Source organism: Rhodobacter xanthinilyticus, from assembly GCF_001856665.1.
In the GTDB taxonomy this organism is placed as follows: Bacteria; Pseudomonadota; Alphaproteobacteria; order Rhodobacterales; family Rhodobacteraceae; genus Rhodobacter; species Rhodobacter xanthinilyticus.
The window spans coordinates 580,850-598,447 of record NZ_CP017781.1 but is presented as its reverse complement, the minus strand read 5'-3'; the positions used below and the strand labels follow the sequence as shown (position 1 = coordinate 598,447).

The following is a 17,598-nucleotide window of genomic DNA, read 5'->3' as shown; positions in this document are numbered from 1 at the left end:
TGGAATTCGCATGCGGCTGATCTGCCCGAACTGCGGGGCACAATACGAAGTCGAGGCCAGCGTGATCCCGGAGGCGGGGCGCGATGTGCAATGTTCGGCCTGCGGCAAGGTCTGGTTCCAGCCCGGCGCAGAGGCGCTCGCGGCGGCCACGGTCGAGCCCTCGCTCGCGCCGGAGCCGGAGGACTGGGAGGCGCCGGAGGAGGCGGAGGCGGAAGTCTGGGAGGCGGAGCCAGAGCCCGAGGCAGAGCCTGAAGCGGAGCCCGAAGCGGAGCCGGAGCCCGAAGAGCCCGAAGCCGCCCCGAGCGCCGAAGCCGATGCGGTCGACGAAGCGGTGAGCGCGCTCTTGAGCGAGGAGACCCCAGACGAGCCCGCAGAAGACACCGAAGCGCCCGAGCTCACCCCCGCGCCGGTGCCCGGCCAGACCCCGCGCCGCGCGCTCGATGACAGTTTGCTCGCGATCTTGCGCGAGGAGGCCGAACGCGAGGCCGCCGCGCGCCGCGATGAGGGCACCGCGCTCGTCGAGACGCAAGAAGAGATGAACCTCGAGCCGCTCGCCGCCCGCGCCGCGAGCCGCGCGGCGGCGAAACTCGCCGAGAGCGCGCGCCCCGCGACGCCCGCCCCTGCCCCCGTCGAGAGCGAGGAGCGCTACGCCGAGCTCTTCGAGGAGGAGGCGGGCGAGGACGCGCAGGCCCATACCTCGCGCCGCGAGCGCCTGCCCGATATCGAGGAAATCAACTCGACCCTGCGCGCCACCTCGGACCGCGCGGGCGAGGCCGCCGCGATCGACGCGCCGCAGACCCGCGCCGAGCGCAACCGCGCGGGCTTCCGCACCGGGTTCAGCTCGGTTCTCGCGCTCGGCTGTGCGGCGGCGCTGCTTTACGTCTTCTCGGCGCAGATCGGGCGCCTCGTGCCGCCGCTCGCGCCGATGCTGGCGGGCTATAGCGCGACGGTCGATCAAGGGCGGATCTGGCTCGACGGCCAGTTGCGCGCCGCCATCGAGCAGATGCAGGACAAGCCCGCGAACTGATCAGAAGGCCTCGAGGAGGCGGCGCAGGTAGTCGCGCTCCTCCTCCGGGCGCAGCCGCTCGCCGGTGCGCCGACGGATCTCGTCGAGCAGATCGCGCGCGCGGCGATAGACATCCTCGGCGCCGAGCATCTCGTCTTGCGCGCCGAACTGGTTGCCATCGCCGAGGTTGCGCCCGAGCGGGTCGCGCGGCATCTCGCGCGCGCCCGCGCCGCCCGTCGCATCGCCAAGCTGCTGGCCGCCGGGCTCGCCCGCCTGCCGGCCCTGCTCCTCGGCCATCGCCTCGCCATAGCGGCGCATCCCCTCGCGCAGGGCCTCGATTGCATCGGCCTGACGGTCGATCGCGGTGCTGTCATCGCCCTGACGCAAGGCCTCCTCGGCCTCCTCCATCGCGCGCCCGGCCTCGTCGAGACGCTGCCGCGCAGCCTCGCCCGCCTCGGAGCCGAGCCGCGGCATCAGCCCCTGTTGCTGGCCAAGCTCGCGGCGCAAGGCGCGCTGGCGGCTGGCGAGATCGCCCTGGCCCTGACCTTCCGCGCCCTGGCCTTCGGCGCCCTCGCCCTGCGGCCCCGGCTCGGCACCCTCGGGCGCGAAGGGCTGGCCAAAGCCCTCCTGCATCTGCTTGAAGGCCTCGTCGGAGAGCTCCTGCTGGTTGCGCAGCGTCTCGCTCAGACCCTTCATCGTCGGGTCCGCCTGCCCCTCGCCGCCCTGCTGACGGCTGACCTCGAGGTTCTCGAGCATCCGCGAGAGCTGCTCGAGCATCTCCTGCGCCTCGGCCATCTTGCCCTCCTCCATCAGCTTCTGGATCTGGTCCATCATCTGCTGGATCTGGTCGCCGGTGATCTGCTGGCTCGGCGCCTCGCGGCCAAATTGCGGGCCCTCCTCGGGCTTGGCGCGCTCGGCCAACATCTCGATATAGCGGTCGGTCGCCTCCTTCAGCTCCTGCATGAGCTTGGCGATCTCGTCCTTCGAGGCGCCGTTGCGGATCGCCTCGGAAAGCCGCGCCTGCGCCTGCTGCATCGCGGCGAGCGCATCGGCGAGCCCGCCGTCCTCGAGCTCCTCGGCGAGCGTCCAGAGCGCCTCGGCGATCTCGTCGCGCGCGGCCTCCTCGAGCGGCCCCGCCTCGAGCCGCAGCGCGATGAGCCGCACCGTGCCGGCCTGCGCGGGGCTCGGGAACAGCGTCTCGGGCCGGTGCGAGACCGCCCGCAGCGCGCCCGCCACCGCCCGCGCATTCGCCCGCGACCACAGAAGATCGCGCCGCGCCTCGATCAGCGCCGCCGCGAGCGGGTCGAAAAACCGCCGCCCGGGCAGATCGAGCGCCTGCGGCCCCGAGCTGCCCGCCTGCCCGCGACCGTCCTCGACCTCGAGTTCCATCACCACCGGCAGGTTCGCCCAAGGGTGCTTCGCGGCATCCTCGACCAGCGTCTGAATGAAATCGGCGCGGCTCCCCGAGATCGGCAGAGGCAGATCGAAGACGAGATCGGCGCGCAGCTCGGGCGCGGCGGCAAGGCCATAGCGACGGCTCACCCCGCCGAGATCGAGCGTGATCCGCGCCCGCCCGGCGGTCACGGCGTAATCGTCAAAGGCGTGAAAGGCCTGCGCGAGCTTGCCATCGGCGCGCCGCTCGGCGAGGTTCACCAGCTCGACCGCGGGCGCGGCATCGGGCACAACCGTGACCGTGAGCGACCGCCCCGCCGCACCGCCGATCTCGATCGCGCCGGAGCGCTCGGCCTCGAATTCGCGCTTTTGCAGCGCCGCCTGATCCTCGGCCTGGGCGGGCGCGGCCGGGTTCGAGACGCTTTCCGAAAACGGCACCGCCCCCGGCGCGCCATAGAAGCGGAACGCGAAGCGGCTGCCCTCGGGCACGGAAATTTCGTTTTCTGTCAGACTGTTGAGATAGATCCCGGGCTTGCCCGTATAGCGCGGCGGCGAGACCCAGCCCTCCCAGCTCGGGCCCATCGCCGCCTCGACCGCGCCGGGGCCGAAGGGCGCGGAAGGGTCGAGCATCCGCGCGGGCGCGCCGAAGATCAGCGCAAGCGCGAGCGCGGTGAGCGCGGTGAGGCGCAGCGCGAACGGGTCGCGCGGCGCGAGATCGGGCGCGGGCGCGGGCGCGCGGGCGCCCGCCGCGGCCGCGGCCATCCGCGCGCGATGCGCCGCCCAAAGCGCGCGCGCCGCCGGGTCTGCCCCGCCCAAAGCCATGACATCGCTCAGCGCCGCGATCGGCCGCCCGGGCAGGCGCGCATCGAGCCGCGCGAGACCCTCGGCGCGAGACGGCCAGCGAAACCGCCAAAGCCCCCAGCCCGCCGCGAGAGCCGCCGCCGCGAGCACACCCCAGAGCGCCGGCGCCCAAAGCCCGAAGGCGCCAAAACCCGCCGCAGCAAACCCCGCCGCCACGATCGAGACAAACGGCCAGAACGCCCGCGCCGCCCGCTCGGCCACCATCGCCGCGCGGGTCATCGCAAGCGGGCGCGCCAGCGCGGTCAACGGATCGTCAGGCGAAAGATCGGGGCGCGGCACCATCGGTCCTTTCCGGCCCCGCGATGCTCAGAGCCACTCGGGGATGCTATCGCGCGCGAGCATTTCCTCAAAGCTCGGTCTGCGCCGGATGACAGCGAAGTGATCCCCCTGCACCAGAACCTCGGGGATCAGCGGGCGCGAGTTATACTCCGACGACATCACCGCCCCGTAAGCCCCCGCGGAGCGGAAGGCCACGAGATCGCCCGGCGCGAGCGGCGTCAGATCGCGGCCCTTGGCGAAGGTATCCCCCGTCTCGCAGACCGGCCCGACCACGTCGAAGGCCGCGGGCTCGGTGCCCGGCGCGGGCTCGATCACCGGCACGATATCGTGCCAGGCATCATACATCGAGGGCCGCACGAGATCGTTCATCGCCGCATCGACGATCAGAAAATCGCGCCCCTCGCCCTCCTTGAGATAGATCACCGAGGCGACCATGATCCCGGCATTGCCCGAGATCAGCCGCCCGGGCTCGATCTCGATCTCGCAGCCCAGATCGCCGAGCACGCGCTTGACGAGCGCGCCATATTCGACCGGCAAGGGCGGCGCGGTGTTCGAGCGCTCATAGGGGATGCCAAGCCCGCCGCCCAGATCGAGCCGCGTGATCGCATGACCATCTTCGCGCAGCGCAAGGGTGAGCTCGCGCACCTTCTCGAAGGCCGCCTCGAAGGGCGCGAGATCGGTGAGCTGCGAGCCGATATGGACATCGACACCGACGACGCGGATGCCCGGCAGCGCGGCCGCCTGCGCGTAAACCGCGCGCGCCTTGGCGATCGGGATGCCGAATTTGTTCTCGGATTTGCCGGTGGCGATCTTCGCATGGGTCTTGGCGTCGACATCGGGGTTCACGCGGAGCGCGATCGGCGCCTCGAGGCCCATGCCGGCGGCGATCTCCGAGATCGCGAGGAGCTCGGGCTCGCTTTCCACGTTGAACTGGCGGATGCCGCCCTCGAGCACGAGGCGGATCTCCTCGCGGGTCTTGCCGACGCCGGAAAAGACGATCCGCTCGCCGGGCACGCCGGCGGCCCGCGCGCGCCGATATTCGCCGCCCGAGACCACATCCATCCCCGCGCCGAGATCGCCCAGAAGCTTCAGCACCGCGAGGTTCGAATTCGACTTGATCGCGAAACAGACGAGGTGGTCGGTGCCCGCCAAAGCCTCGTCGAAGAGCCGGAAATGGCGCGTCAGCGTCGCCGCCGAATAGACGTAGAACGGCGTTCCGACCGCGGCCGCGATCTCCGGCAGGGCCACGTCTTCGGCGTGCAACACACCGTCTTTATAGAGGAAATGATCCATCAGCTGATCTTCCGGGTGCGAAGGAAAAGATAGAGCGGCAAAGCGGGTGCGAGGCCAAATAACAGCCCGAGCGGCAAGACGACAAGCGCAATCCAGTTGCGCCGCACCATCACCTCGGCGCCGACCCAGAGCGCCGCGGCGAGGGCGGCCAGCGTCTCGGGCCCCAGCGCCCAGCGCCCGAGCCCCCAGCCCGGCGCCGCGAGCCAGAACGCGCCGAGGGCCGCCGCGAGGTAGATCAGCCGCAGCCCCGACATCTCAGCGCGCCCGCTCGATCTGCGAGGGTGGCACCGGCGGGCCATCGACCCCGCAACCGGCCAGCGCCGCGAGCGCCAGCGCGAGCAGGACCGCCCTCACGCGAGGCGCTCCTTCCAGCGGGCGATCTGCGCGCGGACCTGATCGGGGGCGGTGCCGCCGTAGGATTGCCGCGAGGCGACCGAATTATGCACGCCAAGGACGCCGAAGATCCGCTCATCGATCGCCGGGTTGACCGAGCGCATCTCCTCGAGGCTGAGGTCGGGCAGATCGCAGCCCTTGGCCTCGGCCATGGCGACGAGGGTGCCGGTGACGTGGTGTGCGTCGCGGAACGGCAGGCCCGCCTCGCGCACCAGCCAATCGGCCAGATCGGTCGCGGTCGAGAAGCCCGACGAGGCCGCGGCCTCGAGCTTGGCGCGGTTCACGGTAAGATCCGAGATCATCCCGGTCATCGCGGCGAGCGCGAGCATCAAGTTGTCGGCGGCGTCGAAGACCTGCTCCTTGTCCTCCTGCATGTCCTTCGAATAGGCGAGCGGCAGCCCCTTCATCACCGTGAAGAGCGCCACCGTCGCGCCCATGATCCGGCCGATTTTCGCGCGGATCAGCTCGGCGGCGTCGGGGTTGCGCTTTTGCGGCATGATCGAGGAGCCGGTCGACCATTTGTCCGACATCGCGACGAAGCGGAACTGCGCCGAGGACCAGATCACCAGCTCCTCGGCGAGGCGCGACAGGTGCACCGAGGCGATGGTGGCCGCCGAGAGGAATTCGAGCGCGAAATCGCGGTCCGAGACGGCGTCGAGCGAATTCGCCATCGGCCGGTCGAAGCCCAGCGCCTCGGCGGTCATGTGGCGGTCGATCGCAAAGCCCGTGCCGGCCAGCGCGGCGGCGCCCAGGGGGCTCTCGTTCATCCGTTTGCGGGCGTCGGCAAAGCGGTTCTGATCGCGGGCGAACATCTCGACATAGGCCATCATGTGGTGGCCCCAGGTCACCGGCTGGGCGGTTTGCAGGTGGGTGAAGCCCGGCATCACCCAATCGGCGCCCGCCTCGGCCTGCGCCAGAAGCGCCCGGATCAGCCCGTCGAAGGCGGCGATCGCGGCATCGGCCTGATCGCGGACCCAGAGGCGGAAATCGGTCGCGACCTGATCATTGCGCGAACGCGCGGTATGGAGCCGGCCGGCGGGCTCGCCGATCAGCGCCTTGAGGCGCGATTCGACATTCATGTGGATGTCTTCGAGCGCGGTCGAGAACGGGAAATCGCCCGCTTCGATCTCTGACAAGACCGTGAGCAGGCCTTCCCGGATCGCCTCGGCATCGCTAGAAGTGAGGATGCCCGTCGCCGCAAGCATGGCGGCATGGGCCCGGCTGCCACGGATATCTTGCGCGTAGAGCCGCTTGTCGAAGCCGATCGAGGCGTTGATCGCCTCCATGATCGCGTCCGGCCCTGCGGCGAAACGCCCGCCCCACATCGCGTTGGAGGCTTTATCCTTGCTGTCGGTCATGGTCTGGCCCTTTGTCGGAGGCAAAATGCTGCGGTTTCTCGTCCTTTATCTCGCCCTGAGCCTGGGTGCAAACGCTGCCCTCGCCGCCGACCTCGCGCCGCTCAAGCAGGGCGAGATGAAGAAGCTCGTGACCTATGAGGAGCCGATTGCGACCTCGGAGGTGCCGTTTGTCGACCCGCAAGGCGCCGAGCACAGCCTCGCGGAGTATCGGGGCAAGGTGGTGGTGCTGAATTTCTGGGCGACCTGGTGCGCGCCCTGCCGCGAGGAAATGCCCTCGCTCGACCGCCTTCAAGCGCGGCTTGGCGGTGCGGATATGCAGGTCGTGACCGTGGCGACGGGGCGTAACTCCCTGCCGCAGATCGAGAAATTCTTCGCAGAGGCCGGGGTGAGCCAGCTGCCGGTGCTGCTCGATGACCGGCAGGCGCTGGCGCGGTCGATGGGCGTGCTGGGGCTGCCGGTGACGGTGCTGATCGACCGCGACGGGCGCGAGGTCGCGCGGCTGATCGGCGGCGCGGAATGGGACTCGCCGGAGGCCCTTGCGGTGATCGACGCCCTCACCGCGCGCTGAGGGTCACTCGCGCGTGGTGCGCAGATAGGTGCTCATCGTGTTTTCGATGGTCTCCGAGAGTTGCATGATGCTTTCGAGTCGTTCCTTGATATCGGCGTGGAAGCTGTCGAGCTGATCGATGGTGGCGGAGAGGCCGCCGTTGAGATCGCGCATCCGGCCGCATTCGACGCGACCCAGCACCCGGATCGTATCGAGGCCGAGCATCTGGCGGCGGATCTCGGCGCTGGAGCGGTTGAGCGCCCGCGCGAGTTCGGTCGCCTTTTCCATGGCCTGACGACCATCCGAGGTGCAGGTCCGCTCGAGCCCCTCCAGCTCCTCGCGCTCGAATACCCAATCGACCCCCTCGACCGGCTCGGCCGCAACGAAGGTCCGGTTCAGCTCCGAAAGCACCCGGTTGCAGCCCATCAGAAACAGCGCGCGCGCCACTTCGCGGGACATCTTGTCACAGAGATTGCCGTCGCCCGCGACGAAGCTGCGCAGCCGCTCCGAGATCACCACCGATGAGGCGCGATAATTCTCCGAGATTGCCGAGACCGGCCCGCCCGAGGGCTCGAGCCGCGAGGCGACGATGCGCATGTTGTTCGGGATCGACTGCAACGCCTCGAAACTGCGCAGCAGCTTGACCTGTTGCGCGGTGGAGCGCTCCAGCGCCTCGTTCATTTCGAGAAGGATCTGCGTGCGCCCATCCTTTTCGCGGCGCAGCGCGGCATCGCGCGCGGCGAGTTCCTGACCGAGGGCGAAGGCCATGAAGCTCGTGTAGCTCGAGAACCCGCTCATCTGCGCGACCTGGCGCAGATTGGCCGCCGAGGTCTCGATGTCGATGTTTTCGGCGCGCTCGCGCTGCGAATAGCTCTCATACCAGCTGCGGACCTTCTCGAACGTCTCGCTCGAGGGCTTCAGGCGCACCGAGATATAGCCATCGTTCAGCGGCATGACGACCGCGAAGACCCAGTAGAACTCCCCGCTTTTGGTGCGATTCTTGACATAGGCGCCCATCGGGTTGCCCTTCTGGATGGCGTCCCACAGGATGCGGAACACCGCGCGCGGGGTATCGGGGTGGCGCACGATCCGATGCGGCGCGCCGATCAGTTCCGGCCACTCGAATCCGCTGATTCTCTGGAAGACATCATTGCCCGAGCGGATCACCCCTCGCGGATCCGTGCGCGAATAAAACAGCTCCTCGAAGGCGAAACTGGCCTCACCGATCTGCTGCCGGATGACAGTGGTATGCGCGTTCATGGATCCTCCGCGAGCAAAGACGCAGGGGCACCGTAGCGCGACAGAGTTACCGGCGAGTTTACATCCGCGGATCTGCGCAATTAACCAAAGCGGAAATTAATCATGGGGCTTTACCTGTTCTTAGAGGGTTTGCGCGAAGGTGGGGGAGCCGTGATGGAGTAACAGATGTCGAAACGCGAATTTCCTCAGGGTGAACCTCTCGACCCCGGGTTGGTCAGCCCGCTGGATTTTGCCGTCGCGCAACGCGATCGCGAAACCCTGACGATGGTGCGTGAGGCGGTTGAGCGTCGAGACGTTCTGCTTGCCTTTCAACCGGTTGTGCAAACCAAACGCCCTGACCGGCCGGCCTTTTACGAAGGGCTGATCCGGGTTCTCGACCGCAATGGCCGGGTGATTCCCGCCAAGGATTTCATCGACACTGTCGAAACCACCGAATTGGGCCGCAAGATCGACTGTCTGGCGTTGGAGATGGGGCTCTATTCGCTCACGCAAGACCCGAATCTGCGCCTCGCGGTCAACATGTCGGCGCGCTCGATCGGCTATCCGGAGTGGATGAAGACCCTCAACAAGGGCCTCGCGTTGGACGAAACCGCCGCCGAACGGCTGATCCTCGAGATCACCGAGAGCTCGGCGATGCGGATGCCCGAGCTCGTGACCGTCTTCATGCAGGATCTGCAGGCGCGCGGGGTCAGCTTTGCGCTCGATGACTTCGGGGCGGGCTATACCTCCTTCCGCTATCTGCGTGAGTTCTATTTCGACATCCTCAAGATCGACGGGCAGTTCATTCAGGATATCGCCTCGAACCCCGACAACCGGGTGCTGACCGAGGCGCTGATCTCGGTGGCGCAGCATTTCGACATGTTCACCGTCGCCGAGGGGGTCGAAAAGGCCGAAGATGCGGCGCTTTTGACCGAGCTCGGGATCGACTGCATGCAGGGCTATTATTTCGGCGCGCCGACGATCATGCCGCCCTGGAGAACCGCCGAAACCGCCATGCGGGCCTGATTTGGCCCCTGATCGCGCGCGAGGGCAATGTTGTGCTCCGGGCGCGACACTATCGCGCAATATAATTGCCAAAGCGCGGCCGATTTTCCCGCAATTTTCCTTGACCTACCCTCTCCTTAGGGCATCCTGCACCGCGGCACAGGGGGGAATTCGCCCCCTGAATTCCTATGAGGAGAGGATTCATGACCAATGTCGTCATCGTCTCGGCGGGCCGCACCGCCGTGGGCAGTTTCAATGGTTCGTTCGCCAACACCCCCGCGCATGAGCTCGGCGCGGCGGTGATCGAGGCGGTCGTCGCCCGCGCCGGCATCGACAAATCCGAGGTCTCGGAAACCATCCTCGGCCAAGTGCTCACCGCCGGCCAAGGCCAGAACCCCGCCCGTCAGGCCCATATCAAGGCCGGCCTGCCGATCGAATCCGCCGCCTGGAGCATCAACCAGGTCTGCGGCTCGGGCCTGCGCTCGGTCGCGCTCGCGGCGCAACACATCATCTGCGGCGATGCGGGCATCGTGATCGCCGGCGGTCAGGAAAGCATGTCGCTGAGCCCCCATGTCGCGCATCTGCGCACGGGCCAGAAGATGGGCGACATGAAAATGATCGACTCGATGATCAAGGACGGCCTGTGGGATGCCTTCAACGGCTACCACATGGGCATCACCGCCGAGAACGTCGCCGCGCAATGGGGCATCTCGCGCGAGATGCAGGACGAATTCGCCCTCGCCTCGCAAAACAAGGCCGAAGCCGCTCAAAAGGCTGGCAAATTCGTCGACGAGATCATCCCCTTCACGATCAAGACCCGCAAGGGCGACATCGTCGTCGATGCCGATGAATACATCCGCCACGGCGCCACGATCGAATCGATGCAGAAGCTCAAGCCCGCCTTCACCAAGGAAGGCACCGTGACCGCCGGCAACGCCTCGGGGATCAACGACGGCGCCGCCGCCGTGCTCTTGATGAGCGAAGAGGAAGCGGCGAAGCGCGGCCTGACGCCGCTCGCGCGGATCGCCTCCTACGCGACCGCCGGGCTCGACCCCTCGATCATGGGCTGCGGCCCGATCCCGTCGTCGCGCAAGGCGCTCGAGAAGGCCGGCTGGAAGGCCAGCGATCTCGACCTGATCGAGGCGAACGAGGCCTTCGCGGCACAGGCCTGCGCGGTCAACAAGGACATGGGCTGGGATGTCTCGAAGGTGAACGTGAACGGCGGCGCGATCGCGATCGGCCACCCGATCGGCGCCTCGGGCGCGCGGATCCTGAACACGCTGCTGTTCGAAATGAAGCGTTCGGGCGCCAAGAAGGGCCTCGCGACGCTGTGCATCGGCGGCGGCATGGGCGTGGCGATGTGTCTCGAGGGCCTCTGATCCGACTTTAGTCGCGATATTTGAAAATCGGTCGCGCAAGAATGTTGCGCGACCAGTTCAGTTTCGGTAACAGCGTTTCAACGGCATTCGATCCAGGAGGAGGAATCATGTCTCGAGTAGCTCTGGTCACCGGTGGCTCGCGCGGTATTGGCGCGGCAATTTCGATGGCGCTCAAGGAAGCTGGTTACACCGTGGCGGCGAACTACGCCGGCAACGATGAAGCGGCGGCGAAATTCACCGCGGAAACCGGCATCAAGACCTACAAATGGTCGGTCGCCGATTACGACGCTTGCGCGGCCGGCATCGCGCAGGTGGAGGCCGATCTCGGCCCGATCGACGTTCTGGTGAACAATGCGGGCATCACCCGCGACGCGCCCTTCCACAAGATGACCCGCGATCAGTGGAAAGAGGTGATGGACACGAACCTCTCGGGCGTGTTCAACATGACCCACCCGCTCTGGAACGGCATGCGCGAGCGCAAATTCGGCCGGATCGTCAATATCTCGTCGATCAACGGGCAGAAGGGCCAGTTCGGCCAAGCCAACTATTCGGCGGCGAAGGCGGGCGACATCGGCTTCACCAAGGCCCTGGCGCAGGAAGGCGCGCGCGCCGGCATCACCGTGAACGTGATCTGCCCGGGCTATATCGCCACCGAGATGGTGATGGCGGTGCCGGAAAAGGTCCGCGAATCGATCATCGCGACGATCCCGGTCGGCCGTCTCGGCTCGCCGGAGGATATCGCGCGCTGCGTGGTGTTCCTGGCCTCGGATGACGCGGGTTTCATCACCGGCTCGACGATTACCGCGAACGGCGGTCAATATCTGACCTGAGCCCCTTGGCAAATCCGCGAGAGGCCCGCATCTTGCGGGCCTCTTTGCATTTCAGGAGCCCCCATGTCGCGCCCGCAAGCCACGCTCATCGGTTTTTCCGCCGTCGCGCTCTGGGCGCTGCTCGCGCTCTTTACCGTCGGCTCGGCGCCGGTGCCGCCTTTGCAGCTCAACGCGATCTGCTTCGCGATCGGGGGCGCGATCGGGCTCGTCTGGGTCGGGGTGAGCGAAGGGTTCGGGGTGCTGCGGCAGATCTCCTGGAAGGTCTATGCCTTTGGAACGGCGGCGCTTTTTGGCTACCATCTGCTCTATTTCTCGGCCCTGCGCCTCGCGCCCCCGGCCGAGGCGAGCCTGATCGCCTATCTCTGGCCGCTGCTGATCGTGCTGTTTTCCGGCTTGCTGCCGGGTGAGCGGCTCCGCCCGCTGCATATCCTCGGCGCGCTGATCGCCTTCGCGGGCGCAGCGCTGATCGTGGCGCGCGGCGGGGTCTCGGCCTCGGCCAGCGCGCTGCCCGGCTATGGGCTTGCGCTGCTCTGCGCGCTCACCTGGTCGAGCTATTCGCTGATTTCGCGCCGCCTCGGCTCGGTGCCCACGGCGGCGGTCGCGGTCTATTGCCTCGCGACGGCGGTGCTGTCGGCGGGCGCGCATCTTGCGCTCGAGGAAACGATCTGGCCCAGCACGGCGCTCGGCTGGGGCTCGGTGCTCGCTCTGGGGATCGGGCCGGTGGGGCTGGCCTTCTACACCTGGGATATCGGCGTGAAACGCGGCGATATCCAGTTGCTCGGCACGGCCTCTTACGCCGCACCGCTGCTTTCAACCCTGGTCTTGGTGAGTTTCGGCGTTGCGGCCGCCAGCGTCATCCTTGTTCTGGCGGCCGCAATGATCGCTGCCGGGGCCCTTCTCGCCGCCATGGCAAGCAGATCTCGGTAGCCCGACCGCGGGGGCCGGGGAAAATTCTGTCGCGCTTACGCCTGTTCGAGCCGGGCGATTTCTTCCTTGATGCGGAGTTTCTGCTTCTTCAGCGCCGAGACGTGAAGATCACTGATGCCGGGGCTGCGGGTCGCCTTTTCGACCTCGGCCGACAATGCCTCATGTTTCCTGCGAAGTTCGGTAATATGCGAACCCAGCGACATGGCAGTCTCCTCTCCTGTTGACGTAACTTGATTGCAGCATAGAATTTGAGTCGTGTCACGCGGTTGTCGTAGAGCTGCGACACAATTGCAGATTTGCGGCGAAATATTGCGAAAGCCTTAAGGCGTTATGCGCAATTCTTCGCCGCGCCGCAGCACGCTCCGCGCAATACTCGTCAAATCTTCGGCATCTGCGGCGTGATGCGCCGCCTCATGCAGCACGAGCGGCGCCAAGAGCCGCAGCGGCCCGCGCCCGCCCTTGCGCGCCTGCACGATGACCCGCCCGGCCGGCCGCCCCACCCGCGGCGCGATCGGCAGCACCGTGACCGAGCCCGCCCCCGCCCCGAGCGCCGCGAGCAGATCGGCCAGCCGGTCGGCATTCTGGATCAGGGTGATCGTGCCGCCGGGGTGCAGCCGTTTCAGCCCCTGCCGCACCCAATCCGCGAGCGGCGTCTCCTCGCGCTGCGCGCGCTCGCGCCCGGCGTTGCGCGCCGCGGTGCCCGAGGCGGGCGCGAAATAGGGCGGGTTGGCGATCACATGATCGAAGCTCTGCGCGCGCAGCGCCGCGGGCATCCGCGCCAGATCCCCCTCGAAGACATCAAACCCCACGCCGTTGCGCGCGGCATTCTCGCGGGCAAGCTGCGCATAGGCCGGTTGCAGCTCGAGCCCGACGAGCCGCGCCCCCGCCACCCGCCAGCCCAGGCACAGGCTCGCCACCCCCGCCCCGCAGCCGAGCTCCAGCACCCCCTGCCCCGCCTTTGCCGGACAAGCCGCCGCGAGCAGCACCGGATCCATCGCCGCGCGGTAGCCCGCCCGCGGCTGGGCGATCGTCAGCCGGCCATCGAGAAAGCGGTCGAGCGTGAGATCCTCGGGCGCGAACATCAATCCGCCCCGATGTCATTGTCGCGCAAGATCGCGCAGGCGCGGAAGTGGTCGCGCGGGTGCACCATCAGCCGGCGCGGCAATATGCCGAGCCCCCCTTCGAGCACGCTCATATGGACGTCCCATTCAAAGGTCGTTATACCCTCGCCCTCAAGAAGGGCGCTCGCCATGGCCAGTTTGACAGGATCCGTGCTGCGCAAAAGCTCTTTCATATCCCTTCACTTAGGGGCAAGCTCACGCCCTGTCGAGACAGGGTTTGCGACACGGGAGACCGGAAGGAAGAATGATGAGCCTCGATGAAAAGGCCACGAAACCGCATGATCGGCTGGCGCTTGCGCTCTCCGAGGATATGGCGGCGGTCAATGCCCTGATCCGTGACCGGATGGCCTCGGAACATGCGCCGCGGATCCCCGAGATCACCGCGCATCTGGTCGAGGCGGGGGGCAAGCGGCTGCGCCCGATGCTGACGCTCGCGGCGGCGCGGATCTTCGGTTACGAGGGGCCGTTCCATGTCCATCTGGCGGCGACGGTCGAGTTCATCCATACCGCGACGCTTCTGCATGACGATGTGGTCGACGAGAGCAAGCAGCGCCGTGGCCGGCCGACGGCGAACCTGTTGTGGGATAACAAAAGCTCGGTTCTGGTGGGGGATTATCTGCTCGCCCGCGCGTTCCAGCTGATGACCGACACGAACAATATCCGCGTGCTTGCGATCCTCGCCAATGCTTCGGCGGTGATCTCCGAGGGCGAGGTGTTGCAGCTTTCGGCGGCGCAGGATCTGGCCACCGATGAGGCGATCTATCTGCAGGTGATCCGCGGCAAGACGGCGGCGCTGTTCTCGGCGGCGACCGAGGTGGGCGGCGTGATCGCGGGGGCGAGCGAGGCGCAGGTGAAGGCGCTCTTCGAGTTTGGCGATGCGCTTGGCGTGGCGTTCCAGATGGTCGATGATCTTCTCGATTACGGCGGGGCGAGCGAGACGATCGGCAAGAATGTCGGCGACGATTTCCGCGAGGGCAAGATCACGCTGCCGGTGATCAAGGCGGTGGCGGCGGCCGATGCCGAGGAGCGGGCGTTCTGGGTGCGGGTCATCGAGAAGGGCAAGCAGGAAGACGGCGATCTCGAGCAGGCGCTCGGGTTGATGGCCAAGCATGGCGCGCTCGAGGCGACCAAGGCGGCGGCGCTGGAATGGGCGGCGAAGGCGAAGGCGGCGCTGGCCGAGCTGCCGGCGCATGAGCTGCGCGACATGCTCGCCGATCTCACCGATTACGTCGTGGCTCGGCTGCGCTGAGGGAGAGGGGGCGCCGCCCCCGCTGCCCTTTGGGCAGCCCCCCGGGATATTTTTGGCAAGATGAAATCAGAGGGGCTGCGGGCGCGCGGCCTCTTCCTGGTTGCCGAGCGTGCCGGAGGCGCTCCACCAGGCGGGATGCGCGGCGGCGAGGCGGGCCTCGGCGGCCTTGGCCTCGGCCAGCGTTTCAAAGAGCGCAAAGCAGGTTGCCCCGGAGCCCGACATCCGCGCGAGGCGCGCGCCGGGGAGCGCCTCGAGCGCGGCGAGCACGTCGGCGATGACCGGGGCGGCGGCGATGGCGGGGGGTTCGAGATCATTGCGCTGGGTGGCGAGCCAGGCGATGCAGGCGCGGGTATCGGCGAAGGCGGGGATCGGGTCGATCGGCGGATTGTCCTTCCGCGTCAGGGCTTTGAAGACTGTGGGCGTGGGCACTTCGACGCGCGGATTGACGAGGAGCGCGGGCAGGGGTGGCAGGGTGACCGGCGCCAGATGCTCGCCGATGCCGGTGGCGCGGGCGGGGTGCGGGGCGAAGCACATCGGCAGATCGGCGCCGAGCGCGGCGAGATCGAGATCGAGCGCGCCCGCCCGGAGCCGCCCCGCCGCGAGCTGCCCCGAGAGCCCCGCGAGCGCCAGCGCGCCGCGGATCGCCGCCGTCGCATCGGAGGAGCCGCCGCCGATCCCCGAGGCCGCCGGGAGATGTTTGACAAGCCGCATCCGCGCCGCGCCGAGCCCGGTCGCCGCCAGCGCCTTCCAGACGAGGTTGCGCGCATCGGCGGGCACGCCGGCCGCCTCCGGCCCCGCGACGGTGAGCGAGATTTCCTCGGCCGGTGCGATCTCCAGCCGGTCGCCGAAGGGCGCGAAGCTCACCAGGCTATCGAGCAGGTGATAGCCATCGGCGCGCTGCCCCGTCACATGCAGCGCGAGATTGACCTTGGCGGGCGCGAGGACGGCGAGGCTCATTTCGCCGGGTGCAGCGGCGCCGCGCCTTCCTCGGCGAGCACCTTGTCGAGGCCGACCTCGAGTTTGCGGCGCACGCGGTCCATGTCGAGCTCCTCGCCCGGGCCGAAGCTGAGCGCGCGTTTCCATTGGAACTCGGCTTCGCGCTTGCGACCCACGGCCCAGTAGACATCGCCGAGGTGATCATTCACCAGCGGGTCGACCGCCTCGAGCTCGACCGCGCGTTCCATCTGCGCGACCGCCTCGTCATAGCGGCCGAGCCGGTAGAGCGCCCAGCCGAGGCTGTCGACGATATAGCCCTCATCGGGGCGCGCCTTCACCGCGCGCTCGATCATGCCGAGCGCCTCGTCGAGGTTTTCCTTCTTCTCGACGTAGGAATAGCCCAGATAGTTGAGCACCGCCGGCTGATCGGGGCTGAGCTCCAGCGCCTTGCGGAAATCGGCCTCGGCCTTGTCCCAGGCGTCGGAGCGCTCCTCGGAGATCCCGCGCGCGTAGAAGGTGAACCAGTCGCCCTCGCTCGGGCTCTCGATCAGCGCGATCGCCTTGTCATAGGCGGGCACGGCCTCCTTGAAGCGCTTCTCGCGGCGCAGCGTATCGCCGAGCGTGAGCCAGGCGCCGCCAAGGTCGGGGTTGGTGCGGGTCAGCTTCTCGAGCACCTCGATCGCGGCCTCGGTGCGTTCGTCGCGCACCATCGCATCGGCCCGGCCAAGCTCGGCCGCGGGGAAGGCGGGGCTCGTCGTCGGGATCTGCGCATAGGTCTCGATCGCCATGTCATAGCGCCCCTGCGCCTGAAAGAGCGAGGCGGTGAGCAAGATCGCATCGGTATGATCGGCGCGCAGATATGTGGCGAGCCGCGCCTGCACGAGGGTGAACGGGTCGGGCGCGTCCGAGGCGAGCACCGAGGCGAGCGAATAGAACACTTCCGCCATGCCATCGCGCGCGGAGGAGACGACCGTGAAGGGCAGCGCCTCGCCCGCCGCGAGGCGCGCGCGGATCTCGGTCAGCTCGGGGTCGAGATCGGGGCCGAAGACCGCGTCGATCAGCGCCACCGCATCGGGCGCGCGTTCGATCTGCGAGAGGATCTGCACATGGGCGAGCACGCCGCGGCGCGAGGAGCGGATCGCATCGCCCTCCGGGCCCGCGAAGATCGCGTCGGCGCCCTCGAAATCGCCCACCGAGGCGAGCGCGAGCGCCTTGTGATATTGGGCGAAGGCGGCAAGGCCCTGCTCCTTGGCAAGCGCGTCGAACTCCTTGGTGGCCTCCGACATCTGCCCCGCCCCGGCCAGGCCCCAGGCGCGCAACAGCCCCGCGACGAGCTTGCCCGGATCGGCGCCGGCCTCGAGCAGGGCCACCACGCCCGCGAAATCCTCGCGCTGGCCGGCCTCGGCGAGAAGCATCATCGCGGCGATCTGGCTGCCCTCCTTGGGCGCGCCCATCGCCTGCGCGAGCGGCACCGCGGCCGCGTAATCGCCCAGGATAATCTGGTTCATCAGCGCCACTTCGGCGAATTCCGGGCTCTTCGGATCGGCCTGGAGGAGCCGCGCGTAATAGCCCGCCGCCGCGCGGTAATCATTGTCCGCCCCCGCCAGCCGCGCCGCGAGATAGGCGCCTGCCGGGGCCTCCGCCGCGGCCGGCACAGCGAGAGCCGAGCCAAGGAGCGCGAGGATCAGGGCGGAGCGGAGCTTCGAGAAATCAGGCACAGCGGTTCCTTCAGGTGATTTGGTCCGAGGGTAACGACCCCACCGGCGCAAAGCAATCGGGGGGC

17 protein-coding genes are annotated in these 17,598 nt (G+C 68.0%); 7 read left to right on the top strand and 10 right to left on the bottom strand.

Annotation, left to right across the window (positions count from 1 at the left end; genetic code table 11):
- Nucleotides 1-10: 10 nt before the first annotated feature.
- Entirely contained in the window at nt 11-1,027 is a 1,017-nt protein-coding gene (locus LPB142_RS02945; RefSeq protein ID WP_071165470.1) for a zinc-ribbon domain-containing protein, read from the top strand.
- Here LPB142_RS02945 and LPB142_RS02940 read toward each other — a convergent pair whose 3' ends face one another.
- The 4 genes from LPB142_RS02940 to argH form a co-directional block, all read right to left on the bottom strand.
- Nucleotides 1,028-3,541: a DUF4175 domain-containing protein gene (locus LPB142_RS02940; RefSeq protein WP_071165469.1), complete on the bottom strand. Its 2,514-nt coding sequence runs from the start codon at nt 3,539-3,541 to the stop codon at nt 1,028-1,030.
- A 24-nt stretch (nt 3,542-3,565) separates the two neighbouring features.
- On the bottom strand, nt 3,566-4,831 hold the full coding sequence (gene lysA / locus LPB142_RS02935; RefSeq protein ID WP_071165468.1) for a diaminopimelate decarboxylase: 1,266 nt from the start codon (nt 4,829-4,831) through the stop codon (nt 3,566-3,568).
- A complete protein-coding gene (locus tag LPB142_RS02930) occupies nt 4,831-5,085 on the bottom strand; it encodes a DUF2834 domain-containing protein (protein ID WP_071165467.1) in 255 nt (84 codons plus the stop codon). The genes lysA and LPB142_RS02930 overlap by 1 nt, the downstream gene beginning before the upstream one ends.
- A gap of 96 nt (nt 5,086-5,181) precedes the next feature.
- Nucleotides 5,182-6,582, bottom strand: a complete 1,401-nt coding sequence (argH, locus tag LPB142_RS02925) for an argininosuccinate lyase (protein WP_071165466.1) — start codon at nt 6,580-6,582, stop codon at nt 5,182-5,184.
- 25 nt (nt 6,583-6,607) lie between these two features.
- Between argH and LPB142_RS02920 the strand changes: the two genes are divergently transcribed.
- The gene (locus LPB142_RS02920; RefSeq protein WP_156894296.1) at nt 6,608-7,150 is read left to right on the top strand and encodes a TlpA disulfide reductase family protein; all 543 of its coding nucleotides are present in this window, start codon (nt 6,608-6,610) and stop codon (nt 7,148-7,150) included.
- 3 nt (nt 7,151-7,153) lie between these two features.
- Here the strand turns inward: LPB142_RS02920 and LPB142_RS02915 are convergent, their stop codons facing one another.
- Nucleotides 7,154-8,389: a PAS domain-containing protein gene (locus LPB142_RS02915; RefSeq protein WP_071165464.1), complete on the bottom strand. Its 1,236-nt coding sequence runs from the start codon at nt 8,387-8,389 to the stop codon at nt 7,154-7,156.
- Between the two features lie 165 nt (nt 8,390-8,554).
- Between LPB142_RS02915 and LPB142_RS02910 the strand changes: the two genes are divergently transcribed.
- The 4 genes from LPB142_RS02910 to yddG all read left to right on the top strand — a co-directional run bounded on the left by LPB142_RS02910 (nt 8,555) and on the right by yddG (nt 12,509).
- Nucleotides 8,555-9,394, top strand: a complete 840-nt coding sequence (locus tag LPB142_RS02910; protein WP_071165463.1) for an EAL domain-containing protein — start codon at nt 8,555-8,557, stop codon at nt 9,392-9,394.
- A gap of 182 nt (nt 9,395-9,576) precedes the next feature.
- Nucleotides 9,577-10,752, top strand: a complete 1,176-nt coding sequence (locus LPB142_RS02905) for an acetyl-CoA C-acetyltransferase (protein WP_068766133.1) — start codon at nt 9,577-9,579, stop codon at nt 10,750-10,752.
- Nucleotides 10,753-10,859: 107 nt separating this feature from the next.
- On the top strand, nt 10,860-11,582 hold the full coding sequence (gene phbB, locus LPB142_RS02900; protein ID WP_068766134.1) for a beta-ketoacyl-ACP reductase: 723 nt from the start codon (nt 10,860-10,862) through the stop codon (nt 11,580-11,582).
- A 63-nt stretch (nt 11,583-11,645) separates the two neighbouring features.
- Nucleotides 11,646-12,509, top strand: coding sequence for an aromatic amino acid exporter YddG (yddG, locus tag LPB142_RS02895; RefSeq protein ID WP_071165462.1), 864 nt, complete (start codon nt 11,646-11,648; stop codon nt 12,507-12,509).
- Nucleotides 12,510-12,544: 35 nt separating this feature from the next.
- On the opposite strand, the gene LPB142_RS02890 is transcribed toward yddG, so the two are convergent.
- From LPB142_RS02890 to LPB142_RS02880, 3 genes are all read right to left on the bottom strand, one after another.
- Nucleotides 12,545-12,712, bottom strand: coding sequence for a YdcH family protein (locus LPB142_RS02890; protein WP_071165461.1), 168 nt, complete (start codon nt 12,710-12,712; stop codon nt 12,545-12,547).
- A gap of 117 nt (nt 12,713-12,829) precedes the next feature.
- Nucleotides 12,830-13,591 carry a tRNA1(Val) (adenine(37)-N6)-methyltransferase gene (locus tag LPB142_RS02885; RefSeq protein ID WP_071165460.1) on the bottom strand — a complete coding sequence of 254 codons (762 nt, stop codon included), beginning with the start codon at nt 13,589-13,591 and terminating at the stop codon, nt 12,830-12,832.
- On the bottom strand, nt 13,591-13,803 hold the full coding sequence (locus LPB142_RS02880; protein ID WP_071165459.1) for a putative signal transducing protein: 213 nt from the start codon (nt 13,801-13,803) through the stop codon (nt 13,591-13,593). Before LPB142_RS02880 ends, LPB142_RS02885 begins: the two co-directional genes overlap by 1 nt.
- A gap of 74 nt (nt 13,804-13,877) precedes the next feature.
- Between LPB142_RS02880 and LPB142_RS02875 the strand changes: the two genes are divergently transcribed.
- A complete protein-coding gene (locus tag LPB142_RS02875; RefSeq protein ID WP_068766500.1) occupies nt 13,878-14,879 on the top strand; it encodes a polyprenyl synthetase family protein in 1,002 nt (333 codons plus the stop codon).
- Nucleotides 14,880-14,945: 66 nt separating this feature from the next.
- Here LPB142_RS02875 and LPB142_RS02870 read toward each other — a convergent pair whose 3' ends face one another.
- Together LPB142_RS02870 and LPB142_RS02865 are read right to left on the bottom strand one after the other, a co-directional pair.
- A complete protein-coding gene (locus tag LPB142_RS02870; protein WP_071165458.1) occupies nt 14,946-15,836 on the bottom strand; it encodes a 4-(cytidine 5'-diphospho)-2-C-methyl-D-erythritol kinase in 891 nt (296 codons plus the stop codon).
- On the bottom strand, nt 15,833-17,533 hold the full coding sequence (locus tag LPB142_RS02865; RefSeq protein ID WP_071165457.1) for a tetratricopeptide repeat protein: 1,701 nt from the start codon (nt 17,531-17,533) through the stop codon (nt 15,833-15,835). Before LPB142_RS02865 ends, LPB142_RS02870 begins: the two co-directional genes overlap by 4 nt.
- Nucleotides 17,534-17,598: the final 65 nt, after the last annotated feature.